Annotated in this window: 25 protein-coding genes; 18 read left to right on the top strand and 7 right to left on the bottom strand. The window is 40.2% G+C overall.

The genetic code is table 11. The features are described from left to right. Window positions 1-104 precede the first annotated feature (104 nt). From DYY67_RS08870 to pstS (DYY67_RS08855), 4 genes are all read left to right on the top strand, one after another. A complete protein-coding gene (locus tag DYY67_RS08870) occupies window positions 105-362 on the top strand; it encodes a hypothetical protein (RefSeq protein ID WP_166392526.1) in 258 nt (85 codons plus the stop codon). After that, window positions 328-834: a phosphate ABC transporter substrate-binding protein PstS gene (pstS, locus tag DYY67_RS08865; RefSeq protein ID WP_255493082.1), complete on the top strand. Its 507-nt coding sequence runs from the start codon at window positions 328-330 to the stop codon at window positions 832-834. The genes DYY67_RS08870 and pstS (DYY67_RS08865) overlap by 35 nt, the downstream gene beginning before the upstream one ends. Further along, the gene (locus DYY67_RS11750) at window positions 806-1,288 is read left to right on the top strand and encodes a PEFG-CTERM sorting domain-containing protein (RefSeq protein WP_178084803.1); all 483 of its coding nucleotides are present in this window, start codon (window positions 806-808) and stop codon (window positions 1,286-1,288) included. Before pstS (DYY67_RS08865) ends, DYY67_RS11750 begins: the two co-directional genes overlap by 29 nt. Window positions 1,289-1,491: 203 nt before the next feature. Continuing rightward, window positions 1,492-2,649: a phosphate ABC transporter substrate-binding protein PstS gene (pstS, locus tag DYY67_RS08855; RefSeq protein WP_166392525.1), complete on the top strand. Its 1,158-nt coding sequence runs from the start codon at window positions 1,492-1,494 to the stop codon at window positions 2,647-2,649. A 673-nt stretch (window positions 2,650-3,322) separates the two neighbouring features. Here the strand turns inward: pstS (DYY67_RS08855) and DYY67_RS11135 are convergent. After that, the gene (locus DYY67_RS11135) at window positions 3,323-3,454 is read right to left on the bottom strand and encodes a hypothetical protein (protein ID WP_255493081.1); all 132 of its coding nucleotides are present in this window, start codon (window positions 3,452-3,454) and stop codon (window positions 3,323-3,325) included. A 144-nt stretch (window positions 3,455-3,598) separates the two neighbouring features. Between DYY67_RS11135 and DYY67_RS08850 the strand changes: the two genes are divergently transcribed. Then, entirely contained in the window at window positions 3,599-4,057 is a 459-nt protein-coding gene (locus DYY67_RS08850; protein WP_255493080.1) for an adenylyltransferase/cytidyltransferase family protein, read from the top strand. A gap of 64 nt (window positions 4,058-4,121) precedes the next feature. Here DYY67_RS08850 and DYY67_RS11130 read toward each other — a convergent pair whose 3' ends face one another. After that, window positions 4,122-4,850: a Fic family protein gene (locus tag DYY67_RS11130; protein ID WP_255493078.1), complete on the bottom strand. Its 729-nt coding sequence runs from the start codon at window positions 4,848-4,850 to the stop codon at window positions 4,122-4,124. Further along, a complete protein-coding gene (locus DYY67_RS08845) occupies window positions 4,792-5,085 on the bottom strand; it encodes a hypothetical protein (RefSeq protein WP_166392524.1) in 294 nt (97 codons plus the stop codon). The genes DYY67_RS11130 and DYY67_RS08845 overlap by 59 nt, the downstream gene beginning before the upstream one ends. Window positions 5,086-5,428: 343 nt before the next feature. On the opposite strand from DYY67_RS08845, the gene DYY67_RS08840 reads away from it, so the two are divergent. Beyond that, complete coding sequence (locus DYY67_RS08840; RefSeq protein WP_166392554.1) at window positions 5,429-6,571, top strand: pyridoxal-phosphate-dependent aminotransferase family protein; 1,143 nt, start codon at window positions 5,429-5,431, stop codon at window positions 6,569-6,571. A gap of 143 nt (window positions 6,572-6,714) precedes the next feature. Here DYY67_RS08840 and DYY67_RS08835 read toward each other — a convergent pair whose 3' ends face one another. Next, window positions 6,715-7,497, bottom strand: coding sequence for a ParB/RepB/Spo0J family partition protein (locus DYY67_RS08835; RefSeq protein ID WP_255493077.1), 783 nt, complete (start codon window positions 7,495-7,497; stop codon window positions 6,715-6,717). A 321-nt stretch (window positions 7,498-7,818) separates the two neighbouring features. Here DYY67_RS08835 and DYY67_RS08830 point away from each other — a divergent pair, with 321 nt between their 5' ends. Together DYY67_RS08830 and DYY67_RS08825 are read left to right on the top strand one after the other, a co-directional pair. Next, on the top strand, window positions 7,819-8,886 hold the full coding sequence (locus tag DYY67_RS08830; RefSeq protein ID WP_166392523.1) for a hypothetical protein: 1,068 nt from the start codon (window positions 7,819-7,821) through the stop codon (window positions 8,884-8,886). After that, a complete protein-coding gene (locus tag DYY67_RS08825; RefSeq protein ID WP_166392522.1) occupies window positions 8,876-9,202 on the top strand; it encodes a hypothetical protein in 327 nt (108 codons plus the stop codon). The genes DYY67_RS08830 and DYY67_RS08825 overlap by 11 nt, the downstream gene beginning before the upstream one ends. A gap of 754 nt (window positions 9,203-9,956) precedes the next feature. Here the strand turns inward: DYY67_RS08825 and DYY67_RS08820 are convergent. After that, complete coding sequence (locus tag DYY67_RS08820) at window positions 9,957-10,175, bottom strand: hypothetical protein (protein ID WP_166392521.1); 219 nt, start codon at window positions 10,173-10,175, stop codon at window positions 9,957-9,959. A 39-nt stretch (window positions 10,176-10,214) separates the two neighbouring features. Next, window positions 10,215-10,340 (bottom strand): hypothetical protein, encoded by a 126-nt coding sequence (locus DYY67_RS11125; protein ID WP_255493075.1) that lies wholly within the window; start codon window positions 10,338-10,340, stop codon window positions 10,215-10,217. A 188-nt stretch (window positions 10,341-10,528) separates the two neighbouring features. Here DYY67_RS11125 and DYY67_RS08815 point away from each other — a divergent pair, with 188 nt between their 5' ends. Then, window positions 10,529-11,275, top strand: a complete 747-nt coding sequence (locus DYY67_RS08815; RefSeq protein ID WP_166392520.1) for a peptidylprolyl isomerase — start codon at window positions 10,529-10,531, stop codon at window positions 11,273-11,275. Here the strand turns inward: DYY67_RS08815 and DYY67_RS08810 are convergent. After that, entirely contained in the window at window positions 11,272-12,336 is a 1,065-nt protein-coding gene (locus tag DYY67_RS08810; protein WP_320416038.1) for a sn-glycerol-1-phosphate dehydrogenase, read from the bottom strand. The two genes, DYY67_RS08815 and DYY67_RS08810, sit on opposite strands and share 4 nt — an antisense overlap. 95 nt (window positions 12,337-12,431) lie before the next feature. Between DYY67_RS08810 and DYY67_RS08805 the strand changes: the two genes are divergently transcribed. The 9 genes from DYY67_RS08805 to DYY67_RS08770 all read left to right on the top strand — a co-directional run bounded on the left by DYY67_RS08805 (window position 12,432) and on the right by DYY67_RS08770 (window position 18,125). Next, a complete protein-coding gene (locus DYY67_RS08805) occupies window positions 12,432-12,644 on the top strand; it encodes a type II toxin-antitoxin system HicB family antitoxin (RefSeq protein ID WP_166392518.1) in 213 nt (70 codons plus the stop codon). Between the two features lie 26 nt (window positions 12,645-12,670). Further along, the gene (locus DYY67_RS08800) at window positions 12,671-12,856 is read left to right on the top strand and encodes a type II toxin-antitoxin system HicA family toxin (protein ID WP_320416035.1); all 186 of its coding nucleotides are present in this window, start codon (window positions 12,671-12,673) and stop codon (window positions 12,854-12,856) included. 172 nt (window positions 12,857-13,028) lie between these two features. Next, complete coding sequence (locus DYY67_RS08795) at window positions 13,029-13,661, top strand: proteasome subunit beta (RefSeq protein ID WP_166392516.1); 633 nt, start codon at window positions 13,029-13,031, stop codon at window positions 13,659-13,661. Between the two features lie 8 nt (window positions 13,662-13,669). Next, entirely contained in the window at window positions 13,670-13,957 is a 288-nt protein-coding gene (locus tag DYY67_RS11120) for a hypothetical protein (protein WP_255493074.1), read from the top strand. A gap of 97 nt (window positions 13,958-14,054) precedes the next feature. Beyond that, window positions 14,055-15,599 (top strand): beta-CASP ribonuclease aCPSF1, encoded by a 1,545-nt coding sequence (locus DYY67_RS08790; RefSeq protein WP_255493073.1) that lies wholly within the window; start codon window positions 14,055-14,057, stop codon window positions 15,597-15,599. A 241-nt stretch (window positions 15,600-15,840) separates the two neighbouring features. After that, the gene (locus DYY67_RS08785) at window positions 15,841-16,542 is read left to right on the top strand and encodes a hypothetical protein (RefSeq protein ID WP_166392515.1); all 702 of its coding nucleotides are present in this window, start codon (window positions 15,841-15,843) and stop codon (window positions 16,540-16,542) included. After that, window positions 16,523-16,774 carry a hypothetical protein gene (locus DYY67_RS08780; protein WP_166392514.1) on the top strand — a complete coding sequence of 84 codons (252 nt, stop codon included), beginning with the start codon at window positions 16,523-16,525 and terminating at the stop codon, window positions 16,772-16,774. The genes DYY67_RS08785 and DYY67_RS08780 overlap by 20 nt, the downstream gene beginning before the upstream one ends. Further along, the gene (locus DYY67_RS08775) at window positions 16,771-17,040 is read left to right on the top strand and encodes a hypothetical protein (protein WP_166392513.1); all 270 of its coding nucleotides are present in this window, start codon (window positions 16,771-16,773) and stop codon (window positions 17,038-17,040) included. The genes DYY67_RS08780 and DYY67_RS08775 overlap by 4 nt, the downstream gene beginning before the upstream one ends. Window positions 17,041-17,291: 251 nt before the next feature. Then, window positions 17,292-18,125 carry an SDR family oxidoreductase gene (locus tag DYY67_RS08770; RefSeq protein WP_166392512.1) on the top strand — a complete coding sequence of 278 codons (834 nt, stop codon included), beginning with the start codon at window positions 17,292-17,294 and terminating at the stop codon, window positions 18,123-18,125. Window positions 18,126-18,173: the final 48 nt, after the last annotated feature.

Genomic DNA, 18,173 nt, shown 5'->3' with positions numbered 1-18,173 from the left:
TATTTTCATAATTGTCTTGCAACTATATAGTTATGATAGCTTATGAGTGATTATGTAAACTACTCTGAACATACGTAAATAACAAATATTTTGTCATATCACACATGAAGAAAATTCTTCTAGCATTAGCTTTTACGCTATTGCTGATAATACCGGCAACTATGCTACATGCAAGTGCGCAAACAAGCCAGTCATATACAATTACAGGAGCTGGATCAACCTTTGTCTATCCACTGATGGACACATGGCGAGTGCAATACAACAATTTGCATTCCAACATACGAGCTAAACTATCAATCCATCGGCAGTGGAGCAGGCATCAAGCTCTTGGAACAAAAGACTGTGGACTTTGCAGCATCTGATGCTCCATTACAGGCATCAGAACAAGCAAAGGCACCAGGAGTGTTGACCATTCCAGAATCAATTGGAGGAATAACAATATCCTATAACCTTCCTGGAATAGACAAGGGACTCAAACTGACAGGTCCAGTAATTGCCCAGATCTTTATGGGCAATATCACCATGTGGAACGATCCTGCTATTGCAAATCTGAATTCTGGAGTAAATCTTCCAGCTCAGAAGATACTCATAGCACATCGTGCAGATGGTTCAGGAACAACATACGCATTTACTGATTACCTATCCAAAGTCTATCCCCAGTGGAAGACAGATGTAGGCCAAGGAAAGGTAGTGCCATGGCCAGTAGGCACTGGCGCTCCAGGAAATGCAGGCGTAGCCAATATCATAAAGACTACACCATATGCCTGTGGATATGTAGAACTTGCATACGCGTATCCAAAACAACATGACATATGCATTTGTTCAAAATGCTGATGGAAATGCATTCGTTGAACCTACAATAGATTCAGTGGCAGCTGACGCAGCTGCTGCATCAACAAGTCTTCCTGCAGCTGATGGAGATTGGAGTCAGGTATCGATAGTAAATCAACCTGGCAGTAATTCCTATCCAATATCCACCCTGACTTATGTAATGGTCTACAAGGACCTAAGTCAAGTAAGCGGAGAGACACAGGACAAGTCACAAGAAGTAATAAACTTCCTAAACTGGGTAATCCATGATGGGCAAAATTATTCTTCGACATTATTGTATGTTCCATTGCCTGCTTCAATGGTAACGGCAGATGAGCAGGGCATTTCACAGATACAGTTTGGTGGCAGTACAGTTCCAGAGTTTGGTCCAATTGCATCTCTAGTACTTGCAATTGCAATCGTATCCATAATTGCAGTCTCTGCAAAAACTGGATTAAGGCTTGCACCAAAACTATAGACTATCCTAATTTTTTATTTTTTTTGAAATTGAATCTATGAATTCATTTCATGTTATGTATTTTGAATTTTAGAAACTAAATTCTATATAGATTTATGGAGAACATGATTTTGTAAATCATTTTATGTTGTGGGCATAGCATACAGCTGGCTACGTATTCTATACCGATCACTTAGAAATAATAAATAATTCTCATAAGGCTCATGGCACGAAAAATAATTTTAGGTTTAGCGCTTACGCTGATCCTACTAATGCCTACCACCGCAATGGTGGCACACGCACAACTAGTACAAACACCGCCAACTACACCTCCAGACGGAGTGAACATCAAGCTCAATGGTGCAGGTTCAACATTTGTATTTCCAATAATGAGCAAATGGAGAGTCATGTACCATGGACTATATCCTGGGGTAAGTATCAACTACCAATCCGTTGGAAGTGGAGCTGGCATCAATCAAATGACCAAAAAAACAGTTGACTTTGGAGCATCAGATGCTCCGTTGTCAACAAGTCAACAAAAGGCAGCTCCGAATACGCTAACCTTTGTAGACTCGATTGGTGCAATTACGGTGTCCTACAACATACCAAACGGCAAAATCGTTAATGGCGTTGACCAAATCATTCCTAGCGGACTAAAATTAGATGGTCCAACTATTGCCAACATCTTTGAGGGCAAGATAATCTATTGGAATGATCCGGCCATACAGGCCACTAATCCAGGAATGTCTCTGCCAGACGCCAAGATTACGGTGATTCACCGCTCTGACGGATCTGGAACAACATATGCATTCACAAACTACTTGTCAAAAGTTAGTAGTACTTGGAATCATGATGTTGGACAAGGAACCGTGGTTCCGTGGAGAACTGGGATTGGAGGCCCCGGTAACGCAGGAGTTGCACATTATGTCCAATTAACTCCATATTCAATTGGATATGTAGAACTTGCATATGCGCAACAGAATCACATGTCATACGCATATGTCAAAAATGCCGATGGCAATAATTTTGTGGCACCAACAATTGATTCAACAAGTGCAGCAGCCGGTACTATAACGAATCTGCCTGCCTCAAATGGAGATTGGAGCAAAGTTTCAATTACTAATGCACCAGGACCTAATTCCTATCCAATCGCTTCATTGACCTACATCATGACATATCAGAACCGTGAAGTAGTAAAGGGCACAGACTTGAACAGAGCAAATGCTCTACTTAGCTTCATCTATTGGATAGTAACAGATGGACAGCAATATGCCAAACCACTTTGGTATGTACCGCTTCCTCAAAACATCCAACTAGTTGACATCAACGGACTTCAAATGTTCAAGTACAAAGGGCAGCAGTTGTGGAACGATGCAGGTTAATTCAGGCACATAAACGCCTTACCTTTTTCTTTTTTGATATAATCAATGTAAATTATGTCTCAATAACTTGGCTGTACAGAAGTTATGGATTCAAAAGAAGAGATCGTGTGCATATGGAAGCTATGAAAACTATTTGCGCCAGATTAAAGTTGAATACTGTACATCTATGAAACAGTGATAAAATAATGCCAGACAAGATCTGCAGAACATGTGGTGAAGAACTGATTGGGTATTCACAATGCTTTGAATGCAAAAAGCCAATACAGCACATCTGCATAAAATGTGGAAAAAAGACCATAGAACGACTCCATCTGAGATGTTTTGCTCACACAAGGCATGATTTTTCAGTGCCTACAAGCATCTCCTTGACAGAATAGATCAAGTTCTGTAAAAGAACTATGACTTGGCAGGACAGGCAACAGAATTCTATACTGGTACAGATCTGCTGCCAAACATGCAGTAACTTCTCATCTTCTTTTTTCTATCCTAGACAATAAACCAATTTCAGACTAGTTTAATCAGCGAAATGTTTTTCTTAAAGCAAGGAGATCTCTCAAACAACTAGGTTTTCTTTCAATGTTATATCAATATGTCCTTAAGTTTCTCTTTTCTTTTAGAATCAAGATTACTTGTCACTTTTAAGACGTTTTTCTTGGCATTAACTTCAAACAAATTAATCCAATGTCTTCAACAATGAGGATTCGTTTACAATCTTTTCTTTCTTTTTTATTGCAGACTTGTCACTTGGAGTTGGTTCTTCTAATGAAATGATTTTATCAATTAGATTCTTGTATAACATTCTCAATTCTTTGATCTCATTACTGATTATTTTGAACTCATATCTTATCCCTATATTACACAAAACTGTTTAAAGTCTTTGCGTGCATTTCAGACTAACAGAACCTCTAATTAATAATAAATTTTTAAAGAATCAAGTGAAATCTTGGCAATGAACGGATTATTGATCGGAAGGTTTCAGCCATTCCATATCGGACATCTATCGGCTGTTAAATTTGCCCTGCTTCAGGTGGAAAAACTCTGGATAGGAATTGGAAGCTCAAACAAGAGCAATGAAAAAAGAAACCCGTTCACAGCAGACGAGAGAAAAGAGATGATCCTCTCATCGCTTGACCCTGAGAGTGCAAACAAAATTGAGGTATATTACGTGCCAGATACGGGAGACCATGACAAATGGACGTATCATGTTGATACCATAGTGCCAAAGTACGAGATTGTATTTTCAAATGATGACTTTACGCTGTCTTTGTATGCAAAAAGGGGAATTAGGACAATCCCAGTTCCACTGTTCCAAAAGAGAAACAGTCTCTGGGACACATATACGGGAAATGATCGCAGAAGACAAAGATTGGTCCAGTCTTGTTCCGCAGGGAACCAGGGAATGTTTTGATAAAAATAGGTGCCAAGGAAAGGCTTGCCAAGATTTTCTAGTTGTAAAATCTAGTGACTTGAAATTAATTTCTTTGTTCTGCAAGATAAGTGGCAATAACTTGTTTTGTCGTCTTCCAAGTTTTTCCTTCCTTTATTGCATCAATTCTTCCTTTTCGAGCAAGCAAGCTCCAATAATCCGCAGAATGCGGTGTTCCTTTGGCAAGAATGGAGAGAGGCAAGAACTTTGATTTTCTTTTGGATTCTAATGCGGCTAAATATGTATCAAGTGTCTGTTCAACAGATCTTGCAACAAATATCAAAAATGGTTCAAAATTACCCTCAACATCCATCTCTTTTAATGTACGCAGATACTTTGGTTTCTCAACCTGTTTGATAACAGCAAATGGATAATCATTTCTAACTAAAAGTAAATTCATCAAGAGTCTGGCAATTCTTCCGTTTCCGTCTTCAAATGGATGTATCCAGGCAAAATCATAGTGAACCTGTGCTGCATGTTCTATGGGCCGGAGCTCATCTGCATTGTTATTTATCAAATGAACCAGTTCTTTCATGTGTTTTGGAATGTCATAAAAGAGAGGAGGAGTAAAACCGGCCCCGTATACTGCCAGCTCATCATGAGCCCTGTATTTTCCAGCAGTCGCAATTATTCTGTTCATTGCCATCCTGTGAAGAGTCCTAATGTCACCTTCAGTAATTTTGTAAGTTTTGTTAAACGCAATTTTTTTTACAAGATCAATTGCTAGAGGATGGTTTTGTGCAGCCAAGATGTGGCCAATTTCTTTTCCTGCCAATGCTTGTGGTATACTTTTTTCTGCCAACTGTCATTCCTTTGAGCACCAGCTCAGTCTCTCCTCTTGAAAGGGTACTTCCTTCTATTTTGTTACTATTGTATACAAAATCAATCTGCATGCGTTCCTCTATCTGCCTAATTTTATTAGAATCTAGTTTGCCTATGGAGCCAAGCTTTCGTTTTTTTTCCAGTATCCTATAGTGGATGAGATCTGGAAGCGATGCATATTTGGTCACGTTATCGTATAGTGTTATCCGATATAAAATAATATCGGATTTATTTATCCGATATTCCGGCTCATTTGAAAAACCAATCTTTTGTTAATTCTGCTGTAACCTTTGGTTACTGTGTTACTGGTTCCGCTACAAACTTGACTAATTATAACAAACATGGCATACCTTTTTCTTTCAAATATCATGTTACCCTGAAATCAATCTACCTATTATTGACAGAATAAGATCACGGCAGGTATGGAAAAAGGTAAGAAGCAGACAAAATCAATCTGCAGATCAGATGAGCAACAAACTAGTTTGTCGTAGAACCTAAATAATGGTCATTAATTTTAGGGAATGGAAGAATTTGGAATATCTAGTAATGCTGCCCGGACCGACAAATGTTCCGGAAAGAGTAACGCGCGCAATGTTTACTCACATGATAAATCACAGAAGCAAGGATTTTGTAAAATTATACGCAGATGTAGTTGAAAAGAGCCAGAAAGTTTTTGATACAACAGGAGATGTAGTGGCACTTAGCGCTTCAGGCACTGGAGCAGTAGAGGCCTCTGTTGTAAACATGGTAAAAAAAGGCGACAAGGTAATCATTCCAGTCAACGGAGAATTTAGCTCAAGGCTTGCAACCATGCTGGAATGGGCAGGTGCAAACGTTGTCAAGCTACAGACTCCATTTGGACAGAACGCAAGCTTTGATCAAGTAAAAGAGGCATTTGACAACAACAAAGATGTCAAGGCATTCTATGTAGTATGGAACGAGACCTCTACTGGAACAATGGTAAAATATCTGGACAAAGTTTCAAGCCTCACTGCAAGAAATGATTCGTTCTTTGTAGTAGACGGTGTATCAATAGTAGGCGGCGAGGAATTGCACATGGACAAGTGGGGAATAGATGTGTGTGTCACAGGTGCACAAAAGGCACTAGCTGCCCCGCCAGGAATCTCGCCAATTGCGGTAAGCCCCAAGGCAAAAAAACACATGATTGCAAACCAGCCTCCGACATTTTACTTTAACATGGCACGATACTTCAAGTACTTTGACGAGAACAAGGAGACCCCATTTACTCCTGCAATACCGCTGCTCTATGCATACAAGGAGGCACTTGACATCATACTGGAAGAGGGAATGGAAAACAGAGTAAAAAGACACCGAGTCTGCTCTGATGCATTTTACAGTGGCCTCAGTGCGCTGGGTCTTACACCCTTTGCAAAAGAGGATGCACGATCTACAGTTGTAATTGCACTAAACTACCTGGAAGGACTAGATGACAAAACTTTCCGGGGAACGTTGTCAGAAAAGTTCCGAGTCTTGGTTGCAGGAGGATTTGGCGAGCTAAAAGGCAAAGTCTTCAGAGTAGGCTGCATGGGAGAGGTGCAGAAATATCACGTCATGAGGACAATCTCTGCAATTCATTCAACACTTGACATGATGGGATACAAGACAAATCCAGAAGCACTCAAAGTAGCTGAAGAGAAACTAAAGGCACTCTGATTTTCAAACCATTTCAAAATCTCTTTTCGTCTTGATGGTATATTTCATTTAACGTCTAAAATAGCTGAAATGACAACTAGTCTTGTATTCAAAACTAGTATCCTCGCCTATCAAGCCAGTCTGACACAATCTTGTTTGCAAGCTCACTTGGGTGTAGATCCTGACGGTGTGACTGTATCACCAATCCGTGTGTTTTTCTCTTCGATAACCTCAATGAGACATTCTGCTGTAATGCCAATGATCTTGCCTTTCTTCATTATCTTTTTGTGGGATAAGTTTGGATGATATGATAAAATCTTGAGATATCGCTTTTTTGTCTGCGGTTCAAGTTCTGATATTTGATGTGCAATTTTAACTGCTTTTGAGACATCTGGGATGATTTGATGCAACTTTGTTGCGCCATCCCTTGATATTGTCTTTGGCACAAGTTCTTTTAGCTTGTCTGGCACTCCTGCAAAACCGTGATATTTCTGAAACATTGACATTGAAAGTCCCAATGACTGGGCAGCCTTTGACTTGCCCATCTGTTCTGCCAAAAATGCACATGCGGCAGCCATGTCCTTTACATTCATGTTTTTGCGGTGAATGTTTTCAATAACAGAAGCTGCCTTGGCATCTGGTGTACTGTATTCTGTTTTTCTTGTCAAGACCAGAACAGGAATATTTTTTGCGCCAAGTCTTTTCAGTGCGGCCAGTCTTCGCTGTCCTGACATCAAAAGATACATGTTTCCTTCTTTTTGTACCATCGGGGGGTTTTGCAGTCCCTCTGTTTTGATTGATTTTGCAAGCTCTGAGATTCCCTCCCGGTCAAGCTTTCTTGCCTGGGCCTCTTGCCATACTTGGATCTGTTTTATTGGAATCTCCTTTAAACGATAGGAGATCCTCGATGCATATCTTGATTTTCTAACTGTACGCCTTTTGGTCATTTGCCGAGCTTTCTTTCTTCTAGCCCTTGTCAACCATATTGATTCAACTGAATTTTGTAAAAGGGAGTTGGTTGAATCAGATTTGTCTGTGTGTTATGAATAATTAGGTAAATCCAATCTATTATTAGTTCAAAGACCAAATCTGCGCAGTCAACCATCTTGGATTCAAAACTGTTGCCTGTCTTAAACAAACAAAAAGATTCTCGAGTTATCAAAAATAAAATTTTTGTCATTTGTGTACTATAGTACAAAATAACATAGTATGGTATATATACCATAATACTATGGTATTATTACCATATAGGTGAATACATGTTAGACATGGAATTTAGAATATTGGATGTTCTCACAAGAGAGATAGGCAATGCATTGTCAATAAACAAAATAGCAGAAAAAGTCAGGACTCTGTACGGCAGTGGCGACTACAAGAACATCTATGTTGCAATAAACAACATGAACAAGGACAAAATTGTCACGTTGGAACAGGCAGGAAATACATCCATCGCAAGTATCAATTTTGAAAACTATCTAATAATAGATCTACTGTCGGAAATGGAACTTAGGAAAAAACGTGATTTTTTAAAAAATCGTCAAGAGATGCAGATGCTCATGCTAGAGTTTGACACATACCTCTACAATCAAGACCTAATACAATCAATATCTATAATCAATCCAGAGCGTAATGCAAAGCTAAACAAGGCAGAATTTCTTGTGCATCTAAAGAAATCAAGCAACAGAAAAGTGGTCTATGAAACAAAATTGGGCATCTATGTCATGCTAAACCACTTGCAAATGATTCATACTATACGAATTGATGCATTAGTATTGGAAGACGACGAAGTTTCTGATCTTTTAAAATCAAATGAAGCAAATCCTGTGCGAGAAATGTTTTATGACAAAATAGCCATATTCAGTTCACAGAGCTTCTGGCTCTGGATTAGAAACGAAATCATAAAGGGAATGAAGATAAAGACTGAGGAACATCAAACTCATCCGGCAAAGATATCTGAAGAAGATCTGGTTTACAATCTGGCACGATTTGGATACACAGAATTTGGTCCAAAGATAAAGGAAGGAAGACAGATTTGCATGGAATACACAATAGCAGCTATAATGTTTCGTAAAGATGCAAGACGCATTGATGCCATTGCAATAATGCTTGCAAAGAATACAAAAAGGACAAATTATGATCTCTTGCTGTTTATCTCGCGAAAATATGATTTTGCCGAGAAGATATTGGGCATTCTCAAGTCATTGAGGAACCTAGTGACACATGTCACAACAGCAGCTGAAGAACCAATAAGGCTGCTTGAGTCCATGAATATAGAGGAAATAAGGGCAGATGAGAAGAACATGAAGGATAGGTTGAAGCTATACCGTGTCACTTGATAATACAAAACTGCTTGATTTCCTAGGGGAGATAGACAAGGAGCTCACTCACAAGATAGTGGTAGTAGCAGTAGGTGGAACCGCAATGACACTCCTTAAGACCAAATCGTCCACAATTGATGTCGACTTTACAATACCAAGCCAATACTATGATGACTTTGAACGTGCAAAGGATATTGTCAAGCCTGGATTTCGAGTGGATCTGTACCGTGACGGTGCAATATTTCTAAACATGTTACCAGATCGAATTATCTATGAAATGGACTTAATTTTGAAGCAGAGTGTCAAAGGATTATATAAGTCAACAAGTCTCTGACGAATTTCAGATGAGATAGGCTACAGTCTGTTACGCTGATCATCCGATGGTGTCAAAGTTAATTATCTGATAGTTACAAATGATTATGCCAGACAAGGTGCGTGATGTATAGGATTTGAAAACAGAGACGATTCAAATACTGTTGTAAGGTTGTAAAACACATATTATTCATGACAGTGAACAGTTAAAACGAAACTCATTCAAAGATCATAAGGACAGTTCTAGAACATCAGGCTGATTCTCGAAGTCATCAGAGTGGGTTCATCAAGAAACATATATGATTCAGAACTAGAACCTGAAGTAGCGGAATAGATAGCATTAAGACATGAAACTACAATACTTAAAAGAAGTAAGTGAATAAAATTGCAAAATATTACAAAAATCAGTTACACAGGAATCATAAGACCGATGTTCGATTCAGGAAAATAGTCAGCTGTACAGTCGTTCATATGTGAGACCTTATGAGACAAATATATCTGTCAGAAAAATATCCAGAATAGTATGGCCGACCTTTAACTGCTGTTCGTAAGCATGTGAAAACCTCTAATGAGTAAGTGAAGATTCGTTGATTCCAGTATTATAGGTTACACTAGTGTGATTGACCGCAAAATGTAGACTAACTGGACTTTACTTTGAGCTGTTGGATGGAATATCTGAGTTCATAAACCAGATATGCCTAGAATATATTGGCTGCCTTTCAGAACTATAAATGTCCTGGTATTCTATTAGTCTTGATTGGAGCTTTTACTTGTTCTCATTCCAGAATATGCCCCATTTCGTGAATATGTGTGAGCAAAATGGGATACTGGACATGTTTTGGAAGAGTTCTCCAGAGTTTATTTTTAGAACTAAATTCCTTTTTGTCAGAGATTGTCTCTTCCACCATCTCAATAGTATCAAGGCGTGACATGTGTATAGTCTTTGACACGTGTTTACCGGATCCTTTCTTCTGCAAGATAACTTTTGTACTCATTTCCTATCTATAGTTAGGAAATCATTGTATGTGGGGTAGTTAGTTTAATGAATCGAAAGGCACAAACTTCATATCGCTTTTCTTCTTCTTGGCTTCAAAATCTTTCACTGCCTTGATTTCATATGTATCAGGATTATCTTCTGGAATGACTCTCTTCTCTATCATTTTCTGTAATTTGGCAATCTGTACATGTAAAAGTTTGGTTTTGGTTACTTGTAGATTGACAAGTCAATCTGTTCTTATCTGTTCAAAGAATTATCAGCAGCCAAACAGAAAAATGATGATACAAAAATCGCTAACAGACAAAAAAGTCATCTTTAGATTAATATAAGGAACAGAAAGGATCGTTGACGTTGGCTTTCCAAAAAGGTACCTTGATTCTGGCAGACTATACTGCTAAAGTCAAAGACACAAACGAAGTCTTTGAAACTACAAGAGAGGCTGACGCAAAATCTGGCAATGTCTTTGATGCAAATGTAAAGTATCAACCAAGACTAGTCTCGGTGGGAGAGGCTTGGGTGCTCAAGGGACTAGACGATGCATTGCTGGCTGCAAGTGCAGGCGACAAGCTCACAGTAGAGGTGCCGCCAGAGAAGGGATTTGGAACGCGAGACCCAGCTAAAGTGAGAATGATTCCATTGCGAAAACTGGGCGATGATGCAGAAAAAGTATCTGTCGGCGATGCAATTGAACTTGACGACAGGACTGGAATTATTCGATTCATTGGCTCAGGGCGAGTCCAAGTTGATTTCAATCACAGGTTTGCAGGAAAAACAATTTTGTACGATGTTAACGTATTAAAATCACTTGACACTGATCAGGATAAAATCATGGGGCTGCTCAGAAGGAGATTCCCACTTGATGACTCTAAACTAAAATTTGAGATAAAGGGAACGCAGCTTGACATTGCCATACCAGACGAGGTATTGATGATGGAAGGCATCCAGGTGGTAAAACGGGCAATAGCAAACGAGGTGTTCAAGTTTGTATCAACACTTGACAAGATCAACTTTGTGGAATCGTACACCAAGGCAAAGCCGCAGGAAAAGCCAGCAGAGAAAAAGGCTGAGGCAGCACCTGCACAACCAAAAGCAGCCTAGAGAACGCCGGTACTTTTTGCAAGAGAAATAGCTTTTTGCGCAGTCATTTTTATCTCGCTTAGTATGGTATATCTTTCGGGTCTTAGTGACTGGGCAATGGAGAGCGCCTCTGCCAAAACATTTGATGAAAGTCCTATCTCTTTTGCAGTTGTGGGGGCTCCGACATTTTTTAGCATCTGGATTATTTTCTTCCAGTCCTGGCCCTGAATCTTTGCAATCAATATGGCGCCAATTCCACATTTTTCGCCATGCAGTCCTGTGCCAGGCTTGAGATAATCTACTGCATGTGAAAACAAGTGCTCTGCACCAGAGCACGGCCTGCTGGAACCGGCAATGCATGCTGCAACGCCTGAGCTAATCAGGGCCTCCACAATCATCCTAACATCTGGTTTTTTCTTGAAATTTTTAGAGTTGTCAATTACAATTTTTGCGCTCATCGATGCAAGATTTGCGGCATAGGTGCCAAAGTATTCTCCAACTTTATCTCGTGCAAGCTCCCAGTCTCGAACAGCTGTCACCTTTGCCATGAGGTCGCCACAGCCGCTTGCAATAAGCCTGTGCGGCGCCCTTTTTAGTATCTCGATATCCACAAAGACACCAAGTGGTGCAGTAGCAACAATAGAGTACGGCCTGTCGCCTCGCAGGGAGACAAACGGGCTTGCAATTCCGTCGTGTGACGCAGACGTTGGGACGCTGACAAATGGCTTTTTGAGCTTGAATGCAACCATCTTTGCAATATCAACAGACCTGCCTCCGCCAATTCCCACAATGAGATCGCTCTTGTCCTTTTTTATCTCAAGCAGGGTCTTGCTTGTTGATTCTACATCGTTGCTTGTGCAAAGATGCCAGACATTTTTTATCTTTGATTTGGAAAGTGACCTTGATACTTTTTCAAAAGTTATTTTTCTTACCTGATCGCCTGAAACAAAAGAAACTTTTCTTGGATTTGCCAGCCCTTGCAGAAAACTTCCAATATCTCCGATGTTTTTTTCGCCTACAACTATCTGCCTTGGCAATTCCATGACATGGGAAGGCATGAACTTTTCTTCAAATCTCGTTATTTATCTGTAGAGTGTCAGAAAGTTATGTAGAGACAACAAAAGATCAATCTCAAACGGCAAACAACTAGAAATATAACATGATACCTAGATGATACATGGCAGAAAAACGCAAGTTTACCATACGAATTCAAAAGGCCCCGGAAGGCGGTTATTCTGGTCAATGTCTTGAGCTACCCGGAGCCATAAGCGAGGGCGAGACAATCAAGGAATTAAAGAAAAATATGACAGAGGCCATCGAGCTTGTTCTAGAGTCTTTAGAAGAAGATGCAAAAAAGTACAAGAAGATGGTAATTGAAATTCCAAATTGAGTCTCAGAAACCATAACTGGCGTGACGTGGTAAAAGTACTATCACGTTCTGGTTTTCAAATCACAAGGCAGAAAGGCAGTCATATTCAACTAAGCCATAACGACGGCAGATATGTAACGGTTCCAAGGCATGATCCTATCAAGGAACCAACACTCAAATCTATTCTGGAGCAGGCAAAAATTACAAAAGAAGAATTTTTCAAACAGCTTTGAGATCAAGCCAAGATTATTGTATTTGTTTTTTGTTATCTGCCTTGGCAATTCCATGACATAGGAAGGCATGAACTTTTCTTCAAGTCTTACTATTTGTCGATATTCATCACGATCCAAAGTTTATTAAACGGTGAAATCCTATCCAAAATATCTCTAGTTAGGTAGAATGTTATTGTCAGACTATATTGAACAGCACACATATCATGGAACAACTACGGTAGGAATAACCTGCACCGACGGTGTAGTGTTATGCGCGGATATGAGGGCAAGCGCTGGCTATTTCATAGCAAACAACAATACCATGAAGATTCAAAAAATAGATCATCATGCAGGCATGACAATAGCCGGTGGAGTTGCAGATGCACAAAATGTAACTGACATGCTAAGATATCATTGCAATCTTCATCGAGTAGACAAGGGAGAATATCTTCCAATAAAATCAATTGCAAGGCTTGCCTCGCTAATATTCTTCCAAAATAGATACTATCCATTTATCGCCGACATTTTGGTTGGCGGATATGACAAACTAGGGCCAGCATTGTACAACATTGACATGTTTGGCTCTCTTGAACTGAAAAAATATGTTACAACAGGAAGCGGTTCTCCAGTAGCATATGGCTTGCTTGAAAGCGAATATCGCGACGGACTTTCAGTAGAGGAAGGAAAAACAATTGCCCTCCGAGCTGTAAAGGGTGCGATAACAAGAAACATTGGAACAGGCGACGGAATCAATGTCGCAATCATTGACAAAGAAGGATACAGGCTCTTAACAAAAGACCAGAAAAAAGCCATCATTACGCTCTAAGTGATTTAATGCAAAGAAACAAGCAACAACGCGAAGTACCTCCATTACCCAATATCATGGGAACGATACTGCAAAGTATTCCAAAGGAGGCCGAAGTTACCAAGATAGAGTATGAAGGCCCAAGAATTGCAATCTATACAAGAAACCCGCGCTACCTGATGGAGCACAACGAAGTAATCTCCAACATGGTAAATGTAATCAAAAAAAGAATTGTTGTAAGGACAGAAAAAACCATTCGAAAGACCGAGGAGGAGGCAAGAGAGATTCTGGTCCAGATGCTTCCAAAAGGAGATTGATCTTCGCGGCACGTTCTTTGACACTGCAATAGGGGAACTAACAGTAGAGGTAAAGCACCCATGGCTTCTCAATAATACAGTCTTTTAATTTGCAGACTTGGTATCCAAGACCGGCTGGCGCGTTAGAATTCGCAAGGCAACTACCATCCAGTCCCAGACCATCCAGACAATAAACTATAACCTCAAGATATCATCAACTGAGAGAAGCAAGCACCTGCAGCAGATAGGAGAGCAGATATTTCGGCCAAAACTCTCAGAAGACGCCGAAGTCTCACTTATGACACTTGGCGGATTCAGCCAGGTGGGAAGATCCTGCATGCTGCTTACAACACATGAAAGCAAGATACTGATAGACTGTGGCATCAACCCTGGCACCAAAAATCCGCTGGAAGCTTATCCGCGGCTTGACTGGGCAAACATTACACTAGACGAGCTTGATGCTGTTGTCATCAGCCATGCCCACCTTGACCATACCGGATTTTTGCCCGTCCTTTTCAAATATGGCTACAAGGGTCCGATCTACTGCACCGAGCCAACGTTACCCATGATGAACCTAATCCAGCTTGATGCCATAAAGGTGGCAGCTGCACAAGGCAGGATTCCGCTCTATTCAGAGCGAGACGTCAAGCAGGTAATGAAGCAGACAATATCTCTGGCATATGGCACTGTCACCGATATATCGCCTGACATTAAACTCGTATTTTCAAATGCAGGACACATACTTGGTTCTGCGTCATGTCATTTCCATATAGGAAACGGCAACCACAACTTTGTCTACACTGGTGATCTAAAGTATGGAAAATCCATGCTCTTTGATAGCGCATCATGGAATTTCCCAAGAGTTGAGACGCTATTGATAGAGAGCACATATGGCGCAAAAGAAGACATCCAGTCAACAAGGGAAGAAGTCGAAGGCACGTTTATCAGGTCGGTAAACGAGACACTGCGAAACGGCGGCAAGGTGCTGATTCCAATTCCTGCAGTAGGCCGTGCACAGGAGCTGATGATGGTAATTGACCAATACATGAAGGCAGGGCATCTAACAGAGGCGCCTGTATTTACAGAAGGAATGATTTCCGAGGCAACTGCAATTCATGAATCATATCCTGAATATCTGGCGCGAGACTTGCGGGAAAAGATCTTGAGCACAGAAGAGAATCCGTTTGACTCTGAATATTTCACAAACATTGAACACTCTGATGCACGAGAAGAGGCACTCCGCGAGGGACCCTGCATTATCATGGCAACATCTGGAATGCTAGAAGGCGGACCTGTGCTTGAATATTTCAAACATGTTGCACCGTCGCAGAAGAACAAGATCTTGTTTGTATCATACCAGGTAAACGGCACCATGGGAAGGCGTGTGCTTGACGGCTCAAGGCAGGTATCAGTTGTTGGAAAGGATGGAAAAATTGAGGTAATCAACATAAACTGTTCCACTGAAAAACTAGACGGGTTTTCAGGACACAGTGACTATAACCAATTGATGTCCTATGTCCACAAGCTAAGACCCAAGCTTAGACGAGTCATAGTAAACCACGGTGAGCGACGAAAATGCGAAAACCTTGCAAGCTCAATTCACAGGATGTTCAGAATTGCGACCACATGTCCGCAAGTGCAAGAAGGCATCAGGCTGTTATAGAATCATTTCAGATCATACCGTCAAGTTATTGGGCAACCATAATACCGTTATCTTCTAGTCATCTCAAAATATTCCAAAAACTCAATTTATGATATATCTGTCTCTCTCAATGACTTCAGTTGAAGAGAATCATGGTATACAGTGACCAGAATTTTAGGGGGTGGATACTATTTGATAATATATAGTGGTCAAGTCAGATCTGACCGATCAATATAAATAAATCAAGATATTGTTATACAATATGATGAACGAAAATAACCTTATTGAAAAGGTGGCCCCAGGCCTGTTATTTGCCCAAGGACTTGACCCTAGACCTGTCTATAGAATAAAGCAACACGGAGTCAAAACGGCTGGCTCTGAAAAGACTGCATATCGAAGAATTCAATCTCTAGTGCAGTTTGGTCTTGCAACTTTTCATCGCGGCCAATTCTCAATAAAAAAAGAGGTGGTATCGCAACCGCTTGACGTAATTGAAAAAATGCTACCATCTTTACTAGCATTAAAACAGGCACGAAGATTTGGTAGGTCATACAACAGGGCAGACATTAATTTTGCACTTGCTCATAAACTCGAGTCATCACTAGTAACGCTAGATTTCCAGACATGGTCTTTGACCAAGTTTCAGTTCCCAAATGATCTTTATGTGTATGTTGATGATGTTGAGTCTAATGCTAAACTTCTAAAGGACAGTGGATTCAGTGAGGGAGATCGCGGACATGTTGTCTTGTTGCCAAAAATTGGATCCTTTGAAAATGAAATTGAGAGAATATATCTTGACTGCATTGCAAATGGGGGCAGAAGCGTATTGGATGCAGTAGCGCTTCAATTGCTTTATCCAGAACAAATTGCTGTCAAAGGACGTTTTCCAGTAGAAGTTGTAGCTAAAGTACAAGGAGACATGCCGTCAGAAAGGTCACAAGAAGTTGCACCCGCTTATACGTGAAGCGCTAGAAATTACCCAAGATCTGGGGCCTGTAACGTTTGTAGGAGCAGTAGCAGTATTCTTGCACACCAAGAATACTAGGGAATCGCAGGATTTGGATTTTGCAATAATGAAGCCGATAACGCGAGAGAAACTCTTAGACAAGAATTATAGGTTCATAACAGAAAACGGCAGAGAAAAACATACACGTCCAGATACTACAAAATTGACATTTATTCAGACAGGCCATTGAATGGAATTCCAATAAAAACAATAGTTGAAACTTCCAAAGATTTTGAGGTTGATAAAAATGGGCATGTTGTCAATGCGATGGGACTGGAAGCCCTTGTTTTGGCAAAATTCAGGGCAAATAGGCCGTCTCAAGATTATCCTGACTTGAGAATTTTAGCCGTTCAGAGATTAAAACAAATAGATTGGAAGTTGCTTGAAAAATTATCAGGAAATCCGACTGAAATTGCCACTCTAAAAACCACTCTGGAATATCTGGCAAAAAATTAGGAACATCATAAATGATACAATGGACAGTGCAAATGAATTTGGGAGATGCAGGTCTAAGAATGACATGATGACCGGGTCCTATGGTATCTCATCTGCAAGTTCTAGTGGATTTTCATCGCACGATCAATCCAGCTTACTACAAGTTAACTTGATTTCTAATGCTTCACTTACCTGTTTATATAATTACTATCATATAGTAACTATACAAATGATAGTTCAAACAAGCTCAAACAAACAAGAGGAAGATAATCTTGGCTAGTCAAAAAGTTGCAATTGTTACTGGCAGCTCAGGTGGAATAGGATATGAGACTGCACTTGTACTTGCAAGAAATGGTTTTCGTACATATGCAACCATGAGGAATCTGGAAAAAGCAAAAGCCATTTTGGATGTAGCAAAAAAAGAAAAACTTTCACTGCACACAGTAAAGCTTGATGTCACGAATGAAAAATCTGTAAATGACGCCATCAAAACTATCAAATCAGATGCAGGAAGGATTGACGTACTGGTAAACAACGCAGGCTATGGTCTTGCAGGACCTCTTGAGGATCTGTCAATGAGTGAGATAAAAGAACAGTATGAAACAAACGTCTTTGGTCTGATAAGAGTAACCCAGGCAGTCCTGTTTACAATGAGGGAGCAAAAAAATGGTATCATTGTAAACATTAGTTCCATAGGAGGAAAAATGGCAATGCCGTTATTATCGCCATACATCGGCACAAAATTTGCAGTCGAAGGACTCAGCGAATCAATTGCGTATGAGCTGGAACCGTTTGGAATCAAGGTTGTCTTGATAGAGCCCGGCGTAATCAAAACCAATTTTGATACCGGCATGGTTGTGGCTCAAAACCAAAACCCAAGCTCGCCTTATTATGAAAACATGCAGAAATTACAAAGCGCCATGAGCTCAATTATAAAGACTGGTACACCGTCTGCCAAGGTTGCCGAAGTAATATTGGGTGCAATTACCGCACCAAATCCCAGTATGAGATATACTGTAGGCGATGATGCAGCCATGCTTGCACAAAAAAGAAAAGAACTGTCAGACTCTGAATTTAAAAAACTCGTTTTCGATTTTTTTAAATGAAGATAATTTTTGGAAAAAACAAGGTGACTATTTTCCAATGGGATATGA

Source organism: Candidatus Nitrosotalea sp. TS (genome assembly GCF_011319465.1).
In the GTDB taxonomy this organism is placed as follows: domain Archaea; phylum Thermoproteota; class Nitrososphaeria; order Nitrososphaerales; family Nitrosopumilaceae; genus Nitrosotalea.
This window is presented reverse-complemented; position numbering and strand designations above follow the sequence as displayed.

Coding starts and splice junctions, on each gene's coding strand:
- DYY67_RS08870 (WP_166392526.1), top strand. CDS start 105: ATGAAGAAAATTCTTCTAGCATTAGCTTTTACGCTATTGCTGATAATA.
- DYY67_RS11750 (WP_178084803.1), top strand. CDS start 806: ATGACATATGCATTTGTTCAAAATGCTGATGGAAATGCATTCGTTGAA.
- pstS (WP_166392525.1), top strand. CDS start 1,492: ATGGCACGAAAAATAATTTTAGGTTTAGCGCTTACGCTGATCCTACTA.
- DYY67_RS08850 (WP_255493080.1), top strand. CDS start 3,599: ATGAACGGATTATTGATCGGAAGGTTTCAGCCATTCCATATCGGACAT.
- DYY67_RS08835 (WP_255493077.1), bottom strand. CDS start 7,497: ATGACCAAAAGGCGTACAGTTAGAAAATCAAGATATGCATCGAGGATC.
- DYY67_RS08830 (WP_166392523.1), top strand. CDS start 7,819: ATGGAATTTAGAATATTGGATGTTCTCACAAGAGAGATAGGCAATGCA.
- DYY67_RS08820 (WP_166392521.1), bottom strand. CDS start 10,175: ATGAGTACAAAAGTTATCTTGCAGAAGAAAGGATCCGGTAAACACGTG.
- DYY67_RS11125 (WP_255493075.1), bottom strand. CDS start 10,340: ATGATAGAGAAGAGAGTCATTCCAGAAGATAATCCTGATACATATGAA.
- DYY67_RS08805 (WP_166392518.1), top strand. CDS start 12,432: ATGGCAGAAAAACGCAAGTTTACCATACGAATTCAAAAGGCCCCGGAA.
- DYY67_RS11120 (WP_255493074.1), top strand. CDS start 13,670: ATGCAAAGAAACAAGCAACAACGCGAAGTACCTCCATTACCCAATATC.
- DYY67_RS08785 (WP_166392515.1), top strand. CDS start 15,841: ATGATGAACGAAAATAACCTTATTGAAAAGGTGGCCCCAGGCCTGTTA.